The organism is Providencia sp. PROV210 (assembly GCF_028479445.1).
In the GTDB taxonomy this organism is placed as follows: Bacteria; Pseudomonadota; Gammaproteobacteria; order Enterobacterales; family Enterobacteriaceae; genus Providencia; species Providencia rustigianii.
Window position 1 is genome coordinate 176668 of the sequence record NZ_JAMPNQ010000014.1, and the last position, 23548, is coordinate 200215.

General features: G+C 41.6%; 25 protein-coding genes. 24 read left to right on the forward strand and 1 reads right to left on the reverse strand.

From position 1 onward, the window contains the following. Window positions 1-13 precede the first annotated feature (13 nt). From PR761_RS11220 to PR761_RS11300, 17 genes are all read left to right on the forward strand, one after another. Window positions 14-847 carry a transcriptional regulator gene (locus tag PR761_RS11220; protein ID WP_006814380.1) on the forward strand — a complete coding sequence of 278 codons (834 nt, stop codon included), beginning with the start codon at window positions 14-16 and terminating at the stop codon, window positions 845-847. Continuing rightward, a complete protein-coding gene (locus tag PR761_RS11225; protein WP_039854812.1) occupies window positions 847-1365 on the forward strand; it encodes a FidL-like protein in 519 nt (172 codons plus the stop codon). The genes PR761_RS11220 and PR761_RS11225 overlap by 1 nt, the downstream gene beginning before the upstream one ends. Window positions 1366-1979: 614 nt before the next feature. Next, complete coding sequence (locus PR761_RS11230) at window positions 1980-2258, forward strand: BMC domain-containing protein (RefSeq protein WP_004249182.1); 279 nt, start codon at window positions 1980-1982, stop codon at window positions 2256-2258. A gap of 17 nt (window positions 2259-2275) precedes the next feature. Beyond that, entirely contained in the window at window positions 2276-2560 is a 285-nt protein-coding gene (locus tag PR761_RS11235; RefSeq protein WP_006814377.1) for a BMC domain-containing protein, read from the forward strand. Window positions 2561-2575: 15 nt separating this feature from the next. Beyond that, window positions 2576-2854 carry a BMC domain-containing protein gene (locus PR761_RS11240; protein ID WP_006658501.1) on the forward strand — a complete coding sequence of 93 codons (279 nt, stop codon included), beginning with the start codon at window positions 2576-2578 and terminating at the stop codon, window positions 2852-2854. Window positions 2855-2924: 70 nt separating this feature from the next. Beyond that, a complete protein-coding gene (locus tag PR761_RS11245) occupies window positions 2925-4571 on the forward strand; it encodes an acetaldehyde dehydrogenase (acetylating) (RefSeq protein WP_154610787.1) in 1647 nt (548 codons plus the stop codon). Window positions 4572-4597: 26 nt separating this feature from the next. Beyond that, on the forward strand, window positions 4598-4861 hold the full coding sequence (locus PR761_RS11250) for a EutN/CcmL family microcompartment protein (RefSeq protein WP_006814375.1): 264 nt from the start codon (window positions 4598-4600) through the stop codon (window positions 4859-4861). Window positions 4862-4868: 7 nt separating this feature from the next. Continuing rightward, window positions 4869-5999, forward strand: a complete 1131-nt coding sequence (locus PR761_RS11255; RefSeq protein ID WP_006814374.1) for a 1-propanol dehydrogenase PduQ — start codon at window positions 4869-4871, stop codon at window positions 5997-5999. Between the two features lie 59 nt (window positions 6000-6058). Next, a complete protein-coding gene (cutC, locus tag PR761_RS11260; RefSeq protein ID WP_039854803.1) occupies window positions 6059-9490 on the forward strand; it encodes a choline trimethylamine-lyase in 3432 nt (1143 codons plus the stop codon). An 82-nt stretch (window positions 9491-9572) separates the two neighbouring features. Next, window positions 9573-10523, forward strand: a complete 951-nt coding sequence (gene cutD / locus PR761_RS11265) for a choline TMA-lyase-activating enzyme (RefSeq protein ID WP_112837581.1) — start codon at window positions 9573-9575, stop codon at window positions 10521-10523. Between the two features lie 13 nt (window positions 10524-10536). Further along, a complete protein-coding gene (locus tag PR761_RS11270; RefSeq protein WP_112837420.1) occupies window positions 10537-10929 on the forward strand; it encodes a BMC domain-containing protein in 393 nt (130 codons plus the stop codon). After that, window positions 10926-11570: a phosphate propanoyltransferase gene (locus PR761_RS11275; protein WP_112837421.1), complete on the forward strand. Its 645-nt coding sequence runs from the start codon at window positions 10926-10928 to the stop codon at window positions 11568-11570. The genes PR761_RS11270 and PR761_RS11275 overlap by 4 nt, the downstream gene beginning before the upstream one ends. A gap of 22 nt (window positions 11571-11592) precedes the next feature. Beyond that, complete coding sequence (locus PR761_RS11280) at window positions 11593-12276, forward strand: hypothetical protein (protein ID WP_006814369.1); 684 nt, start codon at window positions 11593-11595, stop codon at window positions 12274-12276. Between the two features lie 52 nt (window positions 12277-12328). Continuing rightward, the gene (locus PR761_RS11285; protein ID WP_006814368.1) at window positions 12329-12742 is read left to right on the forward strand and encodes a DMT family transporter; all 414 of its coding nucleotides are present in this window, start codon (window positions 12329-12331) and stop codon (window positions 12740-12742) included. A gap of 20 nt (window positions 12743-12762) precedes the next feature. Beyond that, complete coding sequence (locus PR761_RS11290) at window positions 12763-13089, forward strand: DMT family transporter (protein ID WP_006814367.1); 327 nt, start codon at window positions 12763-12765, stop codon at window positions 13087-13089. A gap of 161 nt (window positions 13090-13250) precedes the next feature. After that, on the forward strand, window positions 13251-13586 hold the full coding sequence (locus PR761_RS11295; RefSeq protein WP_154610788.1) for a tRNA-binding protein: 336 nt from the start codon (window positions 13251-13253) through the stop codon (window positions 13584-13586). Between the two features lie 70 nt (window positions 13587-13656). After that, a complete protein-coding gene (locus PR761_RS11300) occupies window positions 13657-14358 on the forward strand; it encodes an AraC family transcriptional regulator (protein ID WP_039854800.1) in 702 nt (233 codons plus the stop codon). Window positions 14359-14360: 2 nt separating this feature from the next. Here the strand turns inward: PR761_RS11300 and PR761_RS11305 are convergent, their stop codons facing one another. Continuing rightward, a complete protein-coding gene (locus tag PR761_RS11305) occupies window positions 14361-14729 on the reverse strand; it encodes a DUF1992 domain-containing protein (protein WP_006814364.1) in 369 nt (122 codons plus the stop codon). 459 nt (window positions 14730-15188) lie between these two features. On the opposite strand from PR761_RS11305, the gene PR761_RS11310 reads away from it, so the two are divergent. The 7 genes from PR761_RS11310 (at window position 15189) to PR761_RS11340 (ending at window position 23515) form a co-directional block, all read left to right on the forward strand. Next, entirely contained in the window at window positions 15189-16760 is a 1572-nt protein-coding gene (locus tag PR761_RS11310) for an AbgT family transporter (protein WP_006814363.1), read from the forward strand. Between the two features lie 651 nt (window positions 16761-17411). Beyond that, window positions 17412-18728 (forward strand): sn-glycerol-3-phosphate ABC transporter substrate-binding protein UgpB, encoded by a 1317-nt coding sequence (ugpB, locus tag PR761_RS11315; protein WP_006814362.1) that lies wholly within the window; start codon window positions 17412-17414, stop codon window positions 18726-18728. A gap of 67 nt (window positions 18729-18795) precedes the next feature. Continuing rightward, window positions 18796-19683 carry a sn-glycerol-3-phosphate ABC transporter permease UgpA gene (ugpA, locus tag PR761_RS11320; RefSeq protein ID WP_039854797.1) on the forward strand — a complete coding sequence of 296 codons (888 nt, stop codon included), beginning with the start codon at window positions 18796-18798 and terminating at the stop codon, window positions 19681-19683. Further along, on the forward strand, window positions 19680-20525 hold the full coding sequence (gene ugpE / locus PR761_RS11325) for a sn-glycerol-3-phosphate ABC transporter permease UgpE (RefSeq protein ID WP_154610790.1): 846 nt from the start codon (window positions 19680-19682) through the stop codon (window positions 20523-20525). Before ugpA ends, ugpE begins: the two co-directional genes overlap by 4 nt. Before the next feature lie 2 nt (window positions 20526-20527). Beyond that, window positions 20528-21598: a sn-glycerol-3-phosphate import ATP-binding protein UgpC gene (locus PR761_RS11330; protein ID WP_154610791.1), complete on the forward strand. Its 1071-nt coding sequence runs from the start codon at window positions 20528-20530 to the stop codon at window positions 21596-21598. Beyond that, a complete protein-coding gene (gene ugpQ, locus PR761_RS11335) occupies window positions 21595-22338 on the forward strand; it encodes a glycerophosphodiester phosphodiesterase (RefSeq protein ID WP_006814358.1) in 744 nt (247 codons plus the stop codon). Before PR761_RS11330 ends, ugpQ begins: the two co-directional genes overlap by 4 nt. Window positions 22339-22546: 208 nt before the next feature. Next, on the forward strand, window positions 22547-23515 hold the full coding sequence (locus PR761_RS11340; RefSeq protein WP_006814357.1) for an Rpn family recombination-promoting nuclease/putative transposase: 969 nt from the start codon (window positions 22547-22549) through the stop codon (window positions 23513-23515). Window positions 23516-23548: the final 33 nt, after the last annotated feature.

Here is a 23548-nt window from a genome sequence, read left to right on the forward strand (position 1 = left end):
GAATGAGGCGATAATGAAATATAAGATCAATGCCTTCATTATTTATGATGCTGTTGATGGCACTTTATCTTTAAAAGAAGATGAGGTTGATACTCAATTGTCCATTACAGCCAATGCATTATTGTTTTATTTGATTAAAAGAAAAGGCGTTGTTTCACGTGATGAAGTGCTTAAAGCTGTTTGGGATGATAATGGCCTAGTTTCATCAAATAGTAATTTAAATCAGTATCTCAGTTTATTGAGAAAAACATTTCGTCAATATGGTATTGAAAACATTATAGTGACTGTTGCCCGAGGCCGTTTAGAATTTAATTCTGAGATATTATTGGAATTAATTGATGAAGAAACATTAAATACAACCCATCTTTTAAATAGCTTAAGTGAGATACAAACGGCTGAAGTTATTCTTACCCCAGCAACAGATCCTATCGAATTAATACCTCAAGAATTACCTAAATCTATTCATCCTCAAAAAAGAGAGATTTGTTGGTATCTTGCGAGTGCCGTATTGTTAGGTTGTTCAATCCTACTTGCCACTATGAATTATTTTTCATCTCAGCCTTCCGCACCTATTAGTTTACCCACATTGGAGCATGCCAGTTGTGATGCATTATCTACAGAGAAAATGATTAATGGTGTCGTTGCCGAGAATTATGAGCAAAACTTTGACAAGGTGCGAAATAACTTAAATCTTGACTGCAAAGATAAGGAACGATTTGTTTTCTTTTATGGCGATAAATTGCAAAAGAACGGCCTAGGGCGCGTATTTTTGGCGCACTGCGCTGCAAATGAGTCTAATCCATTTAGTTATTGTGATAATTATTTCTATTATTCTTGGAAACCATGATGAAAATATCAGGAAAATTATTATGCTTCTTGAGTGCAGCCATTTTTGTGGTCGTGGTTATTTATACACAATCTATCGTGTTATCAAATAAAAATTCAGGCCTTATGGCATGCTCCACTAAAGGGATTATGCGCTTCGAAAATATGAAAGATGAAAATGTGAATGGCAATATTCATTTTAATTTTGGGGCAAATGGTCAGGGATCTATTGTTGTGGAAGGCTATACAACCTCGAAAGCGGGATGGCTTTATTTACAGCGTTACGTCAAATTTAAGTATACAAGTAAACGTATTTCACCAACGGAGCGTCACTATAATATTAGTCAATGGGAAGCCAGTGCATCTTCCATCGATGAATCTCCCAACGTTATTTTCGACTATTTTATGCGAGAAATGTCAGATAGCCACGATGGCTTGTTTATCAATGTCCAGAAGCTAAATGATAAAGCACTACTGCTCAGTTCAATTAATTCACCGTTATTTATTTGCACACCTCAATTGGGGAGTAAGTTTGATTGAATATCTGGGATAACCAGATATAGCTCCAACGTGATGCGTTAGCCACTCATCTGCTCACCTCTCCGGCTTTCTTATCTACCTATCAATAACCAACGAATGGCGCCATTCTCTGAGTGACCATTATCCATATTTATCCGTGTTGCATTTCATCTAATTAGCATGCTTTACGTATATTCCAGCAACGTAGCGACGGGATGGGTAGTGAGCAACGCCACACTTATTATTGACCAAATTACCTTCTAGCATCAGCCCAATCATATCTTATTAACAATTAACCCTATAAATCATCAGTGTATTTTTCTTTCTTTTTTTTATGCCATATAGATACGTGAATTTTTTATTTTTTTAGCATGATTAAATAAATCAAAGGCTAAATATCGATAAATTTAAGTTTTATGTTCTAATTATCTTCATTTTGCGGATTTATATTTTGTTTTATTTTTTGAGGGATATAGTGATTTTGACGCCAAAAAGCTGCGTTCAATTAATCACCGCGCAGACTCAATTGGCACAAATGTTTACCCACATTTAAGAGACATAAACCTTTTTAAATATGGCTCTTGATTTTTGAGGGTAGAGAAAAATGTAACAACGTCTTCCTGGAGGAAACAACAATGGGTGATGCATTAGGACTTATTGAAACTAAAGGTTTGGTGGCTTGTATCGAAGCAGCTGATGCAATGTGTAAAGCCGCTAACGTTGAACTCATCGGTTATGAAAATGTGGGTTCAGGCCTCGTGACTGCGATGGTGAAAGGTGATGTTGGCGCAGTAAAAGCGGCAGTAGATTCTGGTGTTGAATCGGCACAGCGTGTTGGTGAAGTGGTGACTTCGTTAGTCATCGCCCGTCCACATAACGATATCAACAAAATCGTGATTAAGCATAAAGCATAGCTTTTTCGGGGGAATAGATGGGTGATGCATTAGGTCTTATCGAAACACAAGGGTTAGTCGCTTGTATTGAAGCTGCCGATTCAATGTGTAAAGCCGCCAATGTGGTGCTGATTGGCTATGAAAATGTGGGATCCGGTTTAGTGACTGCGATGGTGAAAGGGGATGTTGGCGCGGTTAAAGCCGCCGTGGATTCAGGTGTTGAATCTGCCTCTCGGATTGGCACCGTCGTGACATCTTTGGTGATTGCTCGCCCTCATAGCGACATCCAGAAAATCGTATCTCAATATAAAGTTTCAGAATAAACAGGAAATATTCTTATGAAAGAAGCACTTGGACTAATCGAAACGAAAGGATTGGTAGCGTGTATTGAAGCTGCTGATGCGATGTGCAAAGCCGCGAATGTTGAGTTAATTGGCTATGAAAATGTGGGGTCGGGATTGGTGACCGCCATGGTGAAAGGTGATGTAGGGGCCGTCAATGCAGCAGTTGAATCCGGTGTTGAAGCGGCTAAACGTGTTGGCACAGTAGTGACTTCACGCGTGATTGCAAGACCACACAATGATATTGGCAAAATTGCACAGCAGCATAAAGCCTAATCATTGATAAATTAAATATAAAACAACAAGTTAATAAGTTTAATCTTTTGACTCCGGTACGGGGGAAGACATGGTTGCATTAGATAAAGATCTGCAATCCAGACAACTGGCTAGAGAGCTGGTTAGAAATGCGAAACAAGCACAAAAAATCTTTGCGACTTTTTCGCAGGAAAAAATCGACAGTATTGTTCAACACATTGCGACAGAATCTGCACGTCATGCAGAGGAGTTGGCAAAAATGGCACATGAAGAAACGGGTTTCGGGAAGTGGCAAGATAAAGTCCTGAAAAATACCTTCGCTTCTGTGCGTGTGTATGAACATATTAAAGATTTGAAAACCATTGGCATCATCAATGATGACAAGATCAAAAAAGTCATGGATGTGGGGGTTCCGTTAGGCGTGATCACGGCATTAGTGCCTTCCACTAACCCAACCTCAACCATTATCTATAAAACATTGATTGCCCTGAAAGCGGGTAATGCGATTGTCTTCTCCCCTCATCCAAATGCAAAGGCCTGTAGTTTTAGAGCGCTCGATATCGTTAAAAAAGCTGCACTTGAAGCAGGTGCGCCAGCGGGCATTGTCGATGGCGTCACTATGCTCACATTGGAAGCAACCAAAGAGTTAATGCATAGCAAAGATGTTTCTTTGATTCTGGCAACCGGAGGAGAAGGCATGGTACGCGCAGCTTATGCATCCGGAACACCGACTATCAGCGGCGGTCCTGGCAATGGTCCTGCTTTTATTGAACGTAGTGCAGATATCAAAAAAGCCGTCAGTGACATTATTACCAGCAAGACGTTTGATAACGGTGTGATTTGTGCTTCTGAGCAGTCCATTATTGTTGAACGCTGTATTTATAACGATGTTCACCGTGAATTGCTGGCTCAGGGTGCTTACTTCATGAATGAAGAAGAAGCGAAGCGCATGGCATCAATGTTACTCAGAGCGAATGGCACCATTAACCCTGAAATCGTGGGTAAAGATGCGATTATATTGAGTCAGCGAGCTGGATTTAGCGTACCCGCGAATACGCGCGTATTGATTGCACTGCAAGATACCGTTTCACCTAAAAACCCCTATTCTCGTGAAAAATTGTGCCCAATCTTAGGGATGTATATCGAAGAAGATTGGCGTTCAGCATGCCATCGTGTGGTCGACCTACTGACCAACGAAGGTTTAGGACATACTTTGGTGATCCACACGCAAAATGAAGATGTTATTCGTCAATTTGCCCTCGAAAAACCGGTTAACCGCATCTTAATTAATACCCCAGCAGCCTTAGGGGGGATTGGTGCAACCACCAACATTACACCTGCACTGACATTAGGTTGTGGCGCGGTGGGTGGCGGATCTAGCTCAGATAACGTCGGTCCAATGAATTTACTCAATATCCGTAAAGTCGGTTATGGGGTGCGTTCAATTGAAGATTTAAGACAACCGTCATCGACGAATCCCCCATGTTACACAGCACAACCCATGGTAGCTGCGCATTCTAGCCCGACTCAAGTGAGTATTCTGGATGATGAACGTTTCCGTCAACCGCAGGCTGCGGGCATTCAACAGGGTTCTATCAGCAATAATCCTGCGGATGATCGATTCGGTAATACCGGAAGCCACGCGGCTGTTGCTGAAACGGTTGCGGCGCAAGGGGATATCACGGAAGAGAATGTTGAGCAGATTATTAAGGCCGTTCTCGGGCGCCTGAATAAGTAATTCATTGAGATAAGGCGGGATAAATCATGATTTTGGCAAAGGTAATCGGGCATGTTGTCGCAACGCAGAAATGCCAAGAACTGAGCGGCAGTAATTTATTGATGGTCACGGCGCTTGGGGATGACCTGAATCCGTTGAAGGACAGAACGTATGTGGCAGTGGACAGTGTTGGTGCGGGCATCAATGACATTGTTCTTGTCGAAGAATACCTTGCTTTGAATAAAGACAAATACAAAGCCATGTCCGTGGTTGCCATTGTTGAAAAAGTGTATCGAGACGGTAGGGAGTAAATAACGCATGAACCAGTTTTTGATTAAACCAAAAGTGCAATTCGGTACGAATGCTTTGGATTATTTATCACAAATCAACGCACATCATGCCTTTATCGTGACCGATAAAGCGATGGTGAAATTTGGGTTAGCCGACGAGGTGACTCGTCGATTATCCCAACAGGGAATCTCATTTTCTCTGTATGACGATGTGGTGCCCGATCCAGAAATTTCATCCATCGTAAAGGGCATGAAAATCATGGATAGCCAATATCCTGATTTAGTGATTGCGCTGGGTGGTGGTTCGGTGATTGATGCTGCAAAAGCGGTTATTTACTCCCTATGGCATACCCGCCAAGACAGTCATAGAGCTAAACCTCATTTTGTGGCTATTCCGACAACTAGCGGAACAGGCTCTGAAGTCACGTCTTTTTCAGTGATTAAATCACACTCAGAAAAACTGGTATTAGTTGACGAATTCATGCTGCCGGATGTGGCGATTTTAGATCCGATATTAGTGAAATCAGTACCAGCAGCAATTACCGCCGATACAGGAATGGATGTGCTATGCCATGCCCTTGAAGCTTATGTTTCACGCAGTGCGTCCGATTTTTCTGATGCATTGGCAGAAAAAGCGGTTCAGCTGGTTTTTGCCCATCTGATTGAGTGTTACCGAGATGGCAATCATTTAGTTGCTCGCGAGAAAATGCATAACGCATCCTGTATTGCGGGAATGGCATTTACCAATGCTTCACTTGGGATCACCCATAGTTTAGCTCATGCATTAGGCGGTGTTTTCCATATTCCACACGGTCGCGCAAATGCTTTATTAATGGCTCAAGTCGTTGCTTTTAACTCAGATTTAGACGGTTGTTGTGACACGGATGCGGCGAAGCGTTACGCCTCACTGGCAAAAAAATTAAATTTACCCGCATCAACAGTTCGAGAAGGTGTTGAAAGCTTAATTGTCGCGATCAACGTACTCAAAGATGAAATGAATATACCGAAAGGTATCCATGCTACAGGCATCAATGAAACTGAGTTTAATACCCGTTTAAGAGAAATGGTTGGACAAGCATTGCGTGATAGTTGCACTCCAACGAATCCACGGGACGTCAATGAAAAGCAGCTAGAAGTACTGTACAGACAGTCTTTTTAATAGTTAACGCTGTTTATGTGAAAAATAACGAACTAGAAAGAACATCAGGAGAGGCTAACATGGCCAAATATGCTTTGACCCCACGTGTAAAAACACTGGCTGAACGTTTAAGTACTCGTAATTGCTCAATTATTACCGAACGTGCGAATATCCTTGAAACGGTAAGAAACCAATTAACTGGCGCCCCGCAATCCATCAAACCTGCTCAGCGTTTTTATGAGTTTATTCGCAGTTTTCCCGCTTTTATTGCTCAAGATGAATTGATTATTGGTAGCCAATCTTCAACACCTCGCGGAGCTATTTTTCATACTGAAGATGAAGTGCATAGCCAGAGTATCTATGAGTTTCTAGCGGGTGATAGTGCCATTGCTGCACCGGATTATTTAGTGGTACTGAATGTAGGTTTTGCGGAAATTAAAAACCAGCTCGAAAATCGTGTCAGAAACATTGGTAGCGCCGTGAGCCGCAACAGTATCGATGAAGCAAACAACTGTAGAGCTGCGATTTATGCTTGTGATGCGGCTATCCATTTTGCTCAATCATTAGCACTCAGAGCTGAAAACTTAGCGGCAGCTGAAGCGAATCCGTATCGCCGCGCAGAGCTACAAGAGAGTGCCGACATTTTACGTAATGTGCCCGCTAAGCCAGCTCAAACTTTCAAAGAAGCCTGCCAAGCTTTCTACCTATTGCAACTGATTTTACATCTGGAAAATGGTAGCTATGCGGTGAATCCAATGGGCTTCGATAAAGCGGTTTATCCATTCTACCAGCGTGATATTGAGCAAGGCCGTTTAACACCAACTCAGGCGTATGAAATTGTTGAAAGTTTATGGCTAAAATTGGCCGAGCTTTCTGAAGTTCGTGCGACTCGTGCCATTGATGGTTATCCGATGTTCGATGCATTAAAAGGCGGTATTTATCTTAATGATCCGCAAGTGTGTATCAATGAACTTTCAGCAATGCTGCTGTCCGCCCATGAAAATATCAGTGGAATTAACGGTGGATTAAAAGTGCGTTTATATTGTGGGCAAGCTAGCGCTCAGCCTCAATATTCTTCACCATCTGCTAACTATGTTGCTCCGTCTGCTCAGCAGGAGACGGAATTTAAAGTCATGGAAGGGTTAACACCTCGCTTACAGCGGTTGCGTAATCATTATTTACAAGCGCGTCCAAGTGTCTCCATTTATCGCGCACTGGCATTCACTGAGGTGGTGAAAAATAACCCTGGCTTACCACCGATTTTATTGCGAGCGAAAGCATTCCGCCGCGCTTGTGAAACTGCGCCGATCCTTATCCAGCCTGAAGAGTTGATCGTGGGGCATCCATGCGGGAAAGCACGTGCTGGCGCATTCTCGCCAGATATCGCATGGCGTTGGGTGGTGGATGAGTTAGATACCATGAGTACCCGCCCTCAAGATCCATTTGTGATCTCTGAAGAAGATAAAAAAGTCATTCGTGAAGAAATCGCGCCATTCTGGGAAGGCCGTTCTCTGGATGAAATCTGTGAAGCGCAATACCGTGAAGCCGGTGTTTGGGAATTCAGTGGTGAAACCTTTGTCAGTGACTTGTCTTATCACCAAATCAATGGTGGCGGGGATACCTGTCCGGGCTATGACGTTTTACTGTTCACCAAAGGGATGAACGGAATTAAAGCCGATGCTCAAGCGAAACTCGCTGAATTAGATATGCAAAATCCTGATGACATTGACCGTATTTATTTCTACAAGGCTTCAATCGAAACCTGTGAAGGGGTCGTAGCTTATGCTCATCGCATCGCTGAACATGCTCGCGAACTGGCTTCTCAAGAGAAAGACCCTAAACGTCGTGAAGAGTTACTGACCATCGCGCAAGTCAATGAAAATGTGCCAGCGAACCCACCGAAAACATTACAAGAAGCGCTGCAAAGTGTCTGGACTGTGGAATCGTTGTTTGAAATTGAAGAGAACCAAACAGGATTGTCACTGGGGCGCTTAGACCAATATTGCTTCCCGATGTATGAGAACGATATCAAATCAGGCAATTTAACTCAGGATCAAGCATTAGAGCTGCTTCAGGCATTTATCATCAAATGTGCTGAATTGATGTGGATGTCCAGCGAGTTAGGCGCAAAATATTTCGCAGGTTACCAGCCGTTTATCAACTTAACCGTCGGTGGTCAAAAACGCTCTGGTGGCGATGCTTGTAACGATTTAACGTACTTGATTATGGACGCTGTACGTTTTGTTAAAGTTTATCAACCTTCATTAGCATGCCGTATTCATAACCAATCGCCTCAGAAATACATGGAAAAAATCGTCGATGTAGTGAAAGCCGGTATGGGATTCCCTGCGTGCCACTTCGATGATTCCCATATCAAAATGATGCTGCGTAAAGGTTTTGATTTTGAAGATGCGCGCGACTATTGCTTAATGGGCTGTGTGGAACCACAAAAATCAGGTCGTATTTATCAGTGGACATCAACGGGTTACACCCAGTGGCCTATTGCGATTGAGTTTGTTCTGAATCGGGGGCGGATGGTGCTATTCGATAGCCACCAAGGTTTGGATACGGGTGATTTACGTAACTTAAAAACATTCGAAGATTTCGATAATGCCGTGAAAGCACAGATAGCACACATTATTCGTCTTTCTGCGATTGGTACCGTAATTAGCCAGCGAGTTCACCGTGATGTTGCACCAAAACCCTTGATGTCTTTGTTGGTGGAAGGCTGTATGGATAAAGGGAAAGATGTCGCCGCTGGTGGCGCGATGGTTAACCATGGTCCAGGGCTGATTTTCTCTGGTCTAGCGACCTACGTTGACTCCATGGCAGCGATCCGCAAATTGGTTTATGAAGAGGGGCGCTATACCTTAGAGCAAGTGCGTGATGGTTTATTGGCAAACTTTGAGGGTTACGAAGAGTTACGCCGTGATTGCCTAAATGCGCCGAAATTCGGTAACGATGACAATTATGTTGACCAATATGCACTGGATATTACGGAGTGGACTGAGCGCGAATGCCGCAAGTACGACATGCTGTATTCCACATTGAGTCACGGAACGTTATCCATATCCAACAATACCCCAATTGGCGAATTGACGGCGGCAACGGCAAATGGTCGTTTAGCATGGATGCCTCTGTCGGATGGGATCAGCCCAACGCAAGGTGCTGATAAACAAGGTCCAACCGCAATCATTAAATCCATCAGTAAGATGAACGTCGAAACCATGAACATCGGTATGGTGCATAACTTTAAGTTCTTGAAAGGCTTATTGGATACGCCTGAAGGTCGCAATGGGTTAATTACCCTATTGAGAACCGCATCCATTTTGGGTAATGGTCAAATGCAATTTAGTTATGTTGATAACGAAATGCTGAAAAAAGCCCAGCAAGAACCAGAGAAATATCGCGACTTAATCGTTCGCGTTGCGGGATACAGCGCTTACTTCGTTGAATTATGTAAAGAGGTTCAGGACGAAATCATCAGCCGTACAGTGATTGAAAAATTCTAAGCCTAATATTGGCAGGTATAGTGTTATACCTGCCAATACATAATAAAAACAACAAGTTTAAGATTGTTTTGGAGATGCAATGATGAATGCAGCGACAGAAATAAAGGGGCGGATATTTAATATCCAGAAATACTCGATTTATGACGGTGATGGTATCCGCACGCTGATTTTCCTCAAAGGATGCAATATTCGTTGCCCTTGGTGTGCGAACCCTGAGGGGTTAAGTAGCCAGTTTCAAGTGATGTTTTCCCACGATAAGTGTGTAGGTTGTGGTAAGTGTGTGGATGTCTGTCCTGCGGGGATCCATTACATGACAACCAACGAACAGGGAGAAAAAATTCATCGAGTTAATCGTAGCATCGACTGTATTGGCTGCCGCAAATGCGAAGAAGTGTGTATCTCTGATGCGTTAGACATTATGGGAAAAGATGTCACTGTCTCGGAAATGATGGAAATCATTATGCAAGATTATGATTTTTATATTTCTTCTGGTGGTGGTGTCACGATTGGCGGTGGCGAGATGAGTTTACAAACCGACTTTGCTGTCGAGCTATTGCGTGAATGCAAAAAAATGATGATCAACACGGCGGTGGAAACTCAAGGCACCACATCTGTCGAAAATTATGAAAAATTAGCGGAAGTTGTCGATTTATTTCTGTTTGATTTGAAGCACATCGACACAGTACAACATAAAAATTTATTCGGTATTGGTAATGAAAATGTGCGTCGTAATTTCGAACGGTTAATGGAATTAGGGGCCAATGTGGTGATGCGTATGCCGTTGGTTCGTGGATGTAACGATTCTTTTGATGCCATTACTGGGGCGATTGAATATGCCATGGAATTGTCAAAACGCGGTAATTTAAATCGCATCGATATCTTACCTTATCACCAGCTTGGTCGCGGAAAATACGACAAGCTCGACATGATTTATCCCATCAAGAAAGACCCTACCTACAGTACCGAAGAGTTAGACCAATTAGAGGCTTTCTTTAAAAAATTCGATTTTGATATTCGATTGGTTCGTCACTAAGTAGGAGAGAAAGATGAAAAGTTTAGGTGTGATTGAAACGTATGGACTGACGTCTGCAATACAGGCCGCAGATGCAGCATGTAAGGCGGCGAGTGTAGAGATTGCGGGTTATCGAAAAATTGGTTCTGGGCTGGTTTCTGTCTATTTTCAAGGGGAAATTAGTGCAGTAAGAACCGCGGTTGACCATGGTGCATCGGTTATTAGCCATCAAGACTTATTAAAAGGCACACTAGTGATTGCTCGCCCTGATGAGAGTGTTATTGCCAAATTATTATCAGTAACCCATGAATCGAGTGAGCACGCGCAACGCGTCGAAAAAACGGAGATTGTTACACCGATTGTTGCTCAGGTTGAAAGTGTGATGACTGAGGAAAAAGTGGAGCAGCGCAAAGGTAAAAAATCATGATAAACCAGCAATTGATGGGGAAAATTCTATCGCGTTTGTCTGTGTCAAATGCGGTTCCAATGATGGATAGTCCCATTGCAATTCCTGTTGGCGTTTCTAATCGTCACGTTCACCTATCAGATGAAGATGTCGAGGTTTTATTTGGCAAAGGTTATCAACTCACACCATTCAAAGAATTAAAACAGCCGGGACAATTTGCGGCTAAAGAGTGTGTGATGGTGGTGGGACCTAAAGGTTCCATTAGTAAGGTGCGTGTATTAGGACCCACTCGTCCTAAAAGTCAGCTCGAAGTCTCAAAAGCAGATTGTTTCACATTGGGAATAAAAGCACCCGTGCGTGAGTCGGGCGATTTAAATACATCGGGAAGCGCTTTATTAATTGGGCCAGCAGGTCACGTTAATTTATTGGAACAGGTGATTTGTGCACAGCGCCATATTCATATGAACGTCATGGATGCTAGAACACTAAATGTCTCCAATGGGCAGCGAGTGTGTGTGCGTACTGAAGGTGAGCGCAGCCTAGTATTTGATGAAGTTGTTGTTCGAGTAGATGCAAGGTTTTCTCTGGAATTTCATATTGATACAGATGAGGCTAATGCAGCAGGGCTACGCAATAATGACAGCGTATTTATTGTCAGTTAAGCGATAAACGAGTGGTGGCAATATGAATGAAAAATTAATTGAGCAGATCGTATTACGGGTACTGCAGCAGATGAAACGGCGGGTGTTGGTTTTATTGTCTCCGAGCCAAGGGTATCAACAGGCGGTCTACCAGCGTTTAGTCCAATTACCGGCAGTTTCTTTTTCTTTCTATGCCACCAAGGAGATGTTAACGAAATCGAATATCGAACAATGGCAGGAACTTGGGCAATTATTGGATTTAACAAGTTTTAACGCTGAGAAAATCACTGAGTATCACTGTGTTTTTTTACCTTTCATCGAAACTAAGACATTAAATGAAGTGGTAAATGGCTTATCAGTGAGTGAAGAAAGTCAGTTTGTTTTACACGCTCTATCACAGAATATTCCAATAATGGCATTGAAATACCATTGTTGCCCTGATAGTGAGTTAAACCAAATATTAGGCCTAAATAAAAATGAACAATATGGAAATTTAATAAAAGAGAATATTAATAAAGCAATTTCATTAGGTATTCAATTCGATACATTTAATAATATTGAAAATAAAATACTCATTAAAAATGATGAGATATCGAATGAAAATAAAATAGACCAGAATCGCTATATTACTTTGAGAGAAGTAATGAATGACCCAAAGGAATATTCCCTAAATAAAAATAAATTGACAGACTCGGCAATGGATTATTTAAAGTCTCTAAAAAAATAAATTTCATTTCAATTTAATATTTTAAACGTCTATCTATGTAGGAGTATTATCTATGTCCTCTAAAGCAAAAGCGTGGCTTTGGATGCTGGCGGTTATTATTTCTGAAACCTCAGCAACATCCACATTAAAAATGTTCGATAATAGTGAAGGAACAACCAAATCATTATTATTAGGTTTAATCGTCGTTCTTTATGTCATTTGTTATTACTCTCTTTCTCGCGCAGTAAAATATATTCCCGTTGGGTTAGCTTATGCGACTTGGTCAGGTACCGGTATTTTAATGGTTTCTACATTAGGCATGATTTTTTATGGGCAGCACCCTGATATGGCAGCAATGATTGGTATGGGCGTGATTGCTTCAGGTATCGTGATTATGAATCTGTTTTCTAAAATGGGCGCCGATGAGGAAGAGCCAGCTGAAAATTCAGAGGCATCAATATCTTCAACGAATAAAGTCGCTCATTAATAAGTAAAGAGGAAAAGAGAATGTTTACTGGATTTTTATGGCTGGCGCTGTCGATTGGTTCAGAAATCACTGGCACATCAATGATCAAAAAAACCAATAGCTTTAGTAAATTAGGCCCATCAATACTCGTGATTATTGCCTATTGCTTATGTTATTTCGCGTTAACCCGTGCGATGGGTTATATCCCAGTGGGTGTGGCATATTCATTATGGTGTGGTTTTGGGATTGTCGGTGTCACATTAGTTTCTATGATTTTATATAAACAAAAACCCGATGTTCCAGCGGTGTTTGCGATGGGGTTAATTATCTCTGGTGGTATTATTATGAACACCTTCTCAAATATGTAGTGAGCAGCACAATACTCATATAGGCATTGATTATTACTTGTCTAATCCGGTAATAATCAATGCGTGTTTTACGATATAAAATGAATGTTTGGCGCTAAAAGAAATTTTCTTTCCTATGATAATTTAACTGCCTATTGGTGGTTTTATTTAGGAATTAAGTGATGCAAGTTATTGAGTGGGATGATTTCACGAAAGTTGAATTACGCGTTGGTACTATTATTCGCGCTGAAATAAACAATAAAGCTAGAAACCCAGCTTATGTTATGGATGTCGATTTAGGGAAATTGGGGATTAAACGTTCAAGCGCTCAAATCACCGTGCATTACACCCCAGAAGATTTAATTGGTAAACGTATCCTATGTGTGTGTAATTTCGAGATTAAACGTATTGCAGGCATAAAATCTGAAGTGCTAATTACCGGTGCTCCTGATGAAACGGGGGCGATTGTATTGGCCGAATTTAATTTACCTGTCCCTAATGGTTCCCGCTTAGCCTAATCAGTGATACTGCATTTTATTGATTAAAGCAGCTATACTCCTATTGTATTTTTCTCAGTAGGAGCTTCCTTTGTTGTTACCTGAATTGCATTTTCGCCAATATTCTGACGAAGTTATTTCTCATCAACATGATGGGCAGTGGCAGGTGGTATTTGCGTTATCAGGCTCCATGGAAATTAATATGCACCGCCAACACTGGCTATTGAATGCAGGGCAAGGTGTCGTGATCCCGCCAAGTGTCAGTCATGCTTTTAGTGGGGAAATCGGTAATCAAAACTATGTGTTAGAAATGCCCGCGACAGCGCAATGGGCATTGAATGAGAAAATGACGCACTTTTCGCTCACCCCTGCTGCGATAGGATTGCTTAATTGGCTGCAAAATTTCCCACAAGCTCCTGAGCAAAATTTTTCTGTCGCACGTTTATTATTGGCTCAATTAAAGTCTGAGAATCGTTGGATTGATCAGTTCAGTCAGTGGATTGAATTGAGATTACATTTACCGCTTAGCTGTGAGGATATTGCTTCAGCATTTTTTATGTCTATCAGTACGTTGCAGCGCAAGATAAAAGTCGAAGTAGGAATGACTGTGATGCAATTTTTATTGCAAAAAAGAATGGAAGCAGCGGGTAGTCTCTTGTTGACCCAGCAGGCGATTGAGCAAATTGCAGCATTAGTGGGGTATGATTCGCACTCCGCATTTGGTCAAGCATTCCGACGATTTTATGGCAAAACGCCCCAAGAATATCGATCCCAAGCATTAACCTATCGCTAAATTTATTTAGATATTAAATGGTGGGATAGTCTTGTTGAATATTCACCATATAAAAAATCAGTATTGATATTGGCTTGCTTTAATTTTAATTCGAGCAAAGCTAATTGTTGACTTATTGCCATATATTTAGGGTTATCAGGTGAAAGTTGCTGCAATATATGCAGTAAATTTAAGGCTTCTTTTTTCTGTTGTAGTTCAGGAGGTAGATACCCTGAGTTTTTCAGTATGCGATATCCTGCCCTAAGTTCTTCCGGCACTTGGCTATCATCATCGAGTTGGAGTGGCTTACCTTCCCCATTCAGATTTGATAACTCCCCTTTATTTAATGCTTCTTGAATATGGCGCTCAGCCCAAAGATCAATGACAGACATGATACTCAGCTTAACTGTGAATGAGCTCTATATTATAGCGTTCATTTTAGTCGTTTTAAAATGAACTTTAATGATAGTAACTTCATTTATAATTTCTTTGTAAATCAATGTGCAAATTTTAAATTTCAAAAATAGCGGCTAGGTATATTAAATAAAATAAAACAGGTAAAAACTGATATATAGGTAGTAATAAATAAGGGAAAATAGCTTATTAATATGATGAAATTGTTAGCTTAAGCACATTTTTCATAATTAATTATATTTTATTTTCATAGTTAATTTTATTGGCATTAATGAAATTTTAAAAAGCTAATATCGTATTTTGTTGGTCTTAATGGTGATTGTTAGCAAATGCGTTCGATTTGTATCAGATTTGTTGATTTTAAATTGTACTTTTGTAATTAGGAGAAGAGAAAAACATTGTGTAATGTTCGTTTTTCTTGTTTATAAGGAGAAAATATGGAACAAAAAAAGCAAGAAGGAAGCCGTTTTTTACGAACGGTTGAGTGGTTAGGCAATGCACTGCCACATCCTGTTATCTTATTTATTATTTTAATTGCTATTTTATTGATTTCCTCAGCAATAGGTCAGTATTTTGGTGTTAGTGTTCCAGACCCTCGACCAGAAGGCGCAAAAGGTCGTGCAGAAGATGGCATTATCCATATTGTTAGCCTATTAGATGCCGAAGGTATTCGTAAGATTCTGTCTAATGTTGTCACAAACTTTACCGGATTTGCGCCTTTAGGCACGGTATTAGTGGCGCTATTAGGTGTGGGAATTGCAGAACGAGCAGGTCTACTATCCGCAGCAATGCGTCTAATTGTTATTAAAGCGCCTCGCAAGCTAACGACTGTAGCAGTTGTCTTTGCTGGGATTATGTCTAATACCGCAGCAGAACTGGGTTATGTTGTTTTAATTCCGTTAGCAGCAATTATTTTCCACTCATTAGGTCGTCATCCATTGGCTGGACTTGCTGCTGCATTTGCTGGTGTTTCTGGTGGTTACTCTGCAAACCTATTATTAGGCACTGTAGATCCTCTGTTATCTGGGATCACGCAACAGGCCGCACGTATTATTGATCCAACCTATGTGGTAGGGGCTGAAGCCAACTGGTACTTTATGTTTGCGAGTACTTTTCTGATCACTATTTTGGGTTACTTCATCACTGAAAAAATTGTTGAGCCACAGTTGGGGCCTTATGAGGGGGGTGGCGTTGACGAAGATGAAGATAAACTCCGAGCATCTGCTGAAGTTACTCCTTTGGAGAAGAAAGCGTTATTCTGGGCATCGGTGACATTTTGGGGATTAGCTGCGATTTTGGCAATGATGGTTGTTCCAGAAAATGGCATTCTACGTAACCAAGAGACGGGACTTGTCAGTAACTCACCATTTTTAAAAGCCATTGTTGTCTTTATTTTTATTTTCTTTGCTGTACCTGGAATTGTGTACGGCTATATTGCGAAAACCCTGCGTAGTGATAAAGATGTGGTTGATGCAATGGCCGGCGCGATGAGCACACTAGGCCTCTATTTAGTGATTATTTTCTTTGCGGCTCAGTTCGTTGCCTTTTTTGGTTGGACAAATATAGGGCAAGTTATTGCGGTTAAAGGGGCGAGTTTCTTGAATAGTATCGACCTGCATGGTGGAGTGCTATTCATTGGGTTTATTCTGATTTGTGCATTCATTAACTTAATGATTGGTTCTGCTTCTGCTCAATGGGCGGTCACTGCACCGATATTTGTTCCTATGCTGATGTTAGCGGGATATTCGCCTGAAACTATTCAAGCGGCATACCGTATTGGTGATTCAGTGACAAATATTATTACGCCGATGATGAGCTACTTCGGGTTGATCATGGCGATTGTGGTGAAATATAAGAAAGATGCTGGAATTGGTACCTTGGTTTCGATGATGTTACCGTATTCAATTATCTTTTTCATTGGTTGGTCACTATTCTTTATTATTTGGGTTTTCGTATTAGGTATCCCTGTTGGCCCAGGCTCTCCTATTTATTTCAATCAAGGAAGTTAATGAAATAAACTAATTTATTTTATAGAAAGGGTGGATACATCATTATTCGCCCTTTTTACTAATTAATCTCTTATATCGATTATCATATTAATTAAAAAAAATAAAAATAGAATTTTATTGTTCAGTATATAAGGATGAATATTTAACTTCACGCAGATTCCGATTTGTTAGATAAGTATTTTTATTCTAAAATTATATTGTGTAATGGATTTTAACTCTCAATGTCTATGAGTTTATTGCTTTTAACGTTATGTAATTAAAGCTATTTATCTTTCTGTGTCAGTTGAGTCATAATAAAGGTAATCAATATGGATAGAATGACGCTATCAGCTAAATTATTTTTAGCTTCGATTTTTACTGGTTTATTTATGTTCCCAATTTTTTGTTATATGCTCATTTTTAGCTAATATTAAAATGACACATAGATAAAGTCATCAATTTATATAATAGGAAATATTGAAAATATTCCCTATTTGTCATGGTATTGTCATTTACTAGCGATGTGTTTGTCATGGTTCCGTCATGTCATCGCTATATTTCTGTCATTTCTCGGTGATAAATTCTCTCTCGAACATACACTGCGTGAATTCGCACATTTTTGTGTAAATTTCGGCGGTGTAAATCTCAGTAATCATAAAGAGAGAAAATGGCATGGCATCGATAAAACATTCTGCTCTAGCAATGATGTTAGGTTTTGCTTTCACCAGTCAGGGAATGGCCGTTACAACGATTCCTTTTTGGCACTCAATGGAAGGTCAACTCGGTGAGGAAGTGAATTCCCTTGTGACTCGCTTTAATGACACTCATCCAGATTACAAAATTGTTCCAACCTATAAAGGGAACTACGAGCAGAGCCTTGCAGCAGGGATTGCTGCATTTCGTTCTGGAAACGCACCCGCTATTTTGCAGGTTTATGAAGTAGGTACGGCGACAATGATGTCATCGAAAGCCATTAAACCGGTGTATGAGGTTTTCCAAGATGCAGGAATCAGCTTCGACGAATCCCAATTTGTTCCGACAGTATCCGGTTATTACAGTGATGCTAAAACGGGGCATTTACTCTCCCAGCCATTCAACAGTTCCACGCCAGTGCTGTATTACAACAAAGAAGCGTTTAAAAAAGCCGGATTAAACCCAGATGAGCCTCCTAAAACATGGCAGGACTTGGCGCAATACACCGCTAAATTACGTGATTCAGGAATGAAATGTGGCTATGCCAGTGGGTGGCAAGGTTGGATCCAAATCGAAAACTTCAGCGCTTGGAATGGGCTACCAGTCGCCTCAAAAAATAACGGTTTTGATGGCGCTGATGCGGTGCTGGAATTTAATACCCCAGCTCATGTTAAGCATATCGCCCGTTTACAAGAGATGAATAAAAATGGCACTTTCAGCTATTTAGGACGTAAAGACGAGCCAACCGAAAAATTCTATAACGGTGACTGTGCGATTATCACAGGTTCTTCTGGTTCCCTCGCAAATATCCGTAAACATGCCAAATTTGATTTCGGTGTTGGCATGATGCCATACGATGCAGAAATTCCAACGGCACCACAAAATGCAATTATTGGTGGCGCTAGTTTATGGGTGATGAATGGTAAAGATCCTGCCACCTATAAAGGTGTTGCACAATTTATGCAATTTCTTGCAGAGCCAGAGAATGCGGCTAAATGGCATCAAAATACCGGCTATTTACCTATTACGACGGCGGCTTATGAGCTGACTCAGAAATCCGGTTTTTATGATAAGAATCCTGGCGCTGATATCGCCACGCGCCAAATGTTAAACAAAGCACCACTGCCTTACACCAAAGGCTTACGCTTAGGCAATATGCCACAAATCCGTACTATTGTTGACGAGGAACTTGAATCAGTTTGGTCAGGTAAGAAAACGCCACAACAAGCGATGGATGCTTCTGTTGAACGTGGTAACCAATTACTGCGTCGTTTCGAAAAATCCACTCAGCAGTAAATTCTCAAGCCCCTCTTGGGAATAAGGGGGGCTTGGTATCACTGAATCAGAGTTTATTGGGTTATTTATGTCATCATCTCGTCCCGTTTTTCGTTCCCGCTGGTTACCTTATGCTTTAGTTTTTCCTCAGCTCATTATCACGGTGATTTTCTTTATTTTGCCGGCAGGACAAGCCCTTTGGTATTCACTGCAAAATATCGATCCCTTTGGGTTATCAAGTGAATTTGTTGGATTGGAAAATTTCACTCAGCTATTTAGTGATAGCTATTACTTAGATTCTTTTTATACCACGATGATTTTTAGCGCATGGGTGGCGGGAAGTGGTCTACTGATTTCCCTTTTTTTGGCTGCGTTAGTCGACTATGTGATTCGAGGAAGCCGTTTTTATCAAACCCTCATATTGCTACCTTATGCGGTTGCCCCTGCGGTTGCCGCAGTATTGTGGATGTTTTTATTCAGTCCCGGGAGAGGGTTGATCACCTATGGATTAGAATCTTTAGGGTATTCGTGGAATCACGCTCAGCATAGTGGTCAAGCCATGTTTTTGGTGGTGTTAGCCTCAGTTTGGAAGCAAATCAGCTATAACTTTTTATTTTTCTTTGCGGCATTACAGTCAATTCCGCGCTCTTTGATGGAAGCGGCGGCGATTGACGGTGCAGGTCCTATTCGACGCTTTTTTAAAATCTCATTACCGCTCATTACGCCCGTGAGCTTTTTCTTGCTGGTGGTGAATCTGGTCTATGCCTTTTTTGATACTTTCCCTGTGATTGATGCCGCCACAGGAGGCGGTCCTGTACAGGCGACGACGACGCTGATTTATAAAATCTATCGTGAAGGTTTCTCGGGATTAGATCTCTCTTCATCCGCAGCGCAATCCGTGATCTTAATGTTTTTAGTGATCATCTTAACTATCGTTCAATTTCGTTTTATCGAACGTAAGGTACGTTACCAATGATTGAAAAAAATCGTGGGCTCGCTATTTTCAGTCACAGTATGCTGACGTTAGGTATCTTGATTATTTTGTTCCCTCTGTATGTGGCATTTGTTGCCGCCACGTTGGATGACAAAGCGGTCTTCGATACGCCAATCACGCTGATCCCTGGCTCTCATTTATTGGAAAATATCAGCAACATATGGAATAACGGTGTGGCGGCTAACAGTGCCCCATTCTGGTTAATGTTAGTAAACAGTACCATTATGGCGCTGGTCATCGCCTTTGGAAAAATCACTATTTCAATGTTATCGGCATTTGCCATAGTTTGGTTCCGCTTCCCGTGCCGTAGCTTATTTTTTTGGATGATTTTCATCACATTAATGCTGCCAGTGGAAGTGCGTATTTTTCCAACGGTCGAGGTCATTTTCAACTTAAACATGGTGGACAGCTATGCGGGACTCACGTTGCCACTTATCGCGTCTGCGACAGCAACGTTTTTATTTCGTCAATTTTTTATGACTTTACCCGATGAATTAATTGAAGCGGCACGTATTGATGGCGCTTCTCCGATGCGCTTTTTCTTCGATATTGTCTTGCCATTATCCAAAACCAATTTAGCGGCGCTTTTTGTGATCACTTTTATCTACGGTTGGAATCAATATTTATGGCCAATCCTGATCGTCGCTGATCCGAGTCTAGGAACCGCTGTTGCAGGGATCAAAGGCATGATCGCCTCTGGAGAAGGAACCACTCAATGGAATCAGGTGATGGCGGCAATGCTGTTAACCTTAATTCCTCCTGTTGTTGTTGTATTAGCGATGCAGCGCGCCTTTGTGCGCGGCTTGGTCGATAGTGAGAAATAACCATGGCAGAATTAAAACTACAGGCTGTTAGCAAAAGTTGGGATGGCAAAACCCAAGTGATTAAACCCTTAACGGTGGATGTCGCTGACGGTGAATTTATTGTGATGGTGGGACCATCCGGTTGTGGGAAATCCACGTTATTGCGTATGGTCGCGGGGCTGGAGCAAGTCACCAGTGGGGATATTTGGATTGATAGAAAACGTGTCACCGATCTTGAACCAAAAGAGCGCGGTATCGCGATGGTATTCCAAAATTATGCACTTTATCCCCATATGAGCGTGGAAGAAAACATGGCGTGGGGGCTGAAAATTCGCGGTATGGGGAAGGAAATTATTCGCCAAAAGGTGGCTGAAGCGGCGCGTATTTTAGAACTTGATGGCCTGCTTAAACGTCAACCTCGTGAACTATCAGGCGGACAGCGTCAGCGGGTAGCGATGGGGCGTGCAATTGTCCGTGACCCTGCGGTTTTTCTATTCGATGAACCGCTTTCTAACCTAGATGCCAAACTACGCGTGCAAATGCGTCTTGAACTGCAACAACTTCATCGCCGTTTAAAAACCACCAGTTTATATGTGACTCATGACCAAGTTGAAGCCATGACACTTGCACAGCGCGTGATGGTGATGAACAAAGGTATTGCTGAGCAAATTGGTTCTCCGGTGGAGGTCTATGAGCGTCCTGCGAGTCGCTTTGTTGCAAGCTTTATTGGCTCTCCTGCAATGAATTTATTGGAAGGTACTTTGAATTCTGATGGAACTCGTTTTGAGCTGGTGGGTGGAATATCTCTTCCGCTGGGTAAGTCATATTTACAGTGGGTAGGGCATGGGTTAACGTTAGGAATTCGACCTGAACATTTACAGCTTAGCTCCGCGTCTAAAGGGGGCATTCCATTGATTGTAGAAACGCTGGAGATGCTTGGTGCTGATAACTTAGTGCATGGTCAATGGGGCGGACAAAAAGTGATTGTTCGTCTTGGTCATGAACAGCGACCGCAAGTCGGTACTACGCTGTGGCTTGATATTCCGCAAGCCCATCAGCATTTTTTTGATACTCAATATGGACACCGTTTATGAGTCATTGGCCTTATCCAAAAATTGTCGCCCACCGAGGCGGTGGAAAATTAGCACCGGAAAATACGCTTGCCGCCATTGATGTGGGAGCGAGCTTCGGGCATACCATGATTGAATTTGATGCCAAATTATCTCGTGATGGCCAAATTTTTTTACTCCATGACGACACTCTTGAGCGCACCAGTAGCGGAGCTGGAATTGCGGGAGAGCTTGATTGGGAACAATTAGTTAAAATTGATGCAGGTAGCTGGTATAGCCCAGAGTTTGCTCACGAGCCTCTGCCATTATTATCGCAAGTTGCTGAGCGTTGCCAACAGCATGGCATGATGGCGAACATTGAAATCAAACCAACTACGGGTTTAGAAACCCAGACTGGCACCGTGGTTGCTCTGGCGGCTCGTCAATTATGGCAAGGTCAAACAGCACCGTTACTTTCTTCATTTTCCGTTGAGTCTCTTGAAGCGGCTCAAGCCGCAGCACCTGAATTGCCACGCGGTTTATTGCTGGAGGAGTGGCGCGAGGATTGGCGTGAACTGACAACACGTTTAGGCTGTGTCTCTATCCATTTAGATTATTTGTTATTAGATGAAGATAGAGTTCGTCAATTAAAAGCCGCAGGACTGCATATTCTCGTGTATACGGTGAATGACCCTGCACGAGCGAAATTATTATTAGATTGGGGCGTGGACGCTATTTGTACTGATCGTATTGATTTAATCGGTCCAAATTTTCCCGCAGAGTAAATTAAAAAATCTTTTTATTTTGAATTACACCTCAATGAGCAATACGCAGATTGGGGTATTTTTTTATGGATGAAATAAGTAAATAATTCGATTAAAAACAATGCATTAAATTGTTAACTAATTCTCGGTAATTAGGACTAACTTTTTCTCACTCTCCTGAAGATATTGGTTAGTATCTCGTCATCTTCCGAACCAAGATGAGGCCGAGATGGCGACCCAATCAATTGTAGCTCCTCATGATTCAACCTTTAAAGGCTTTATGAGCAAAGTGGATAATGCGCGGGATTTTTTTGAAGTCCATCTTCCTAATCGCATTAAACACCTTTGCAATTTTGATACGTTGAAATTAGCCAGTGCTTCATTTGTGGATAAAACGCTGCGCTCTCGCTTTTCGGATATGCTCTATTCCGTGCAAACGCTCAAGGGTAAGGGGTATTTTTACTTCTTGGTTGAGCACCAATCTTCTCCCGATAAGCTGATGGGATGGCGGCTGATGCATTACGCATTTTGCGCGATGAACCAGCATCTTCAGCAAGGGCACCAATCTTTGCCGTTGGTGGTTCCCATCTTGTTTTATCATGGAAACCAATCCCCTTATCCCTATTCCCAATCATGGACGGATTGCTTTCAGTGGTCTGATTTAGCTCATGATTTGTATTGCAATCCACTGCCGTTAGTGGATGTCACGGTGGCATGTGATGATGAACTTATGAATCACCGAAAAGTCGCTGCGATGGAGTTAGTTTTTAAGCATGCATCTCTACGGGGTGACGTATTCGGATTATCGGAACGCTTAGCTCAGGTACTTAATAATAATCAGAATCATCAAGATGATGTTATTTTGATCATTAATTACCTCTTTAGCGTTATGGACACTCCTGCTTATACTCATATAGTAAAAACATTGGTTGACCAAACAGAAAAGCATCAGGAAACCGTGATGAATATTGCACAGCGATTGAGAAATGAAGGAATGGAAAAAGGCATGGAAAAAGGAAGGAAAGAGGAACGAATGATTAGCCAACAAAAATTAGCGAATGAACGTCAACATTATCAGCAACAAATGGCACTAAATCTACAACAACAAGCGATAATGAGCTTAAAGTTAGGTTTGAGTGTCGATATTATTAGCCAAATTACTGGGTTATCTCCCTCTGATATTCATGCGCTTCGTTAATCAGTATGAAAATAGTAAAAGTTGGGCTCCGTA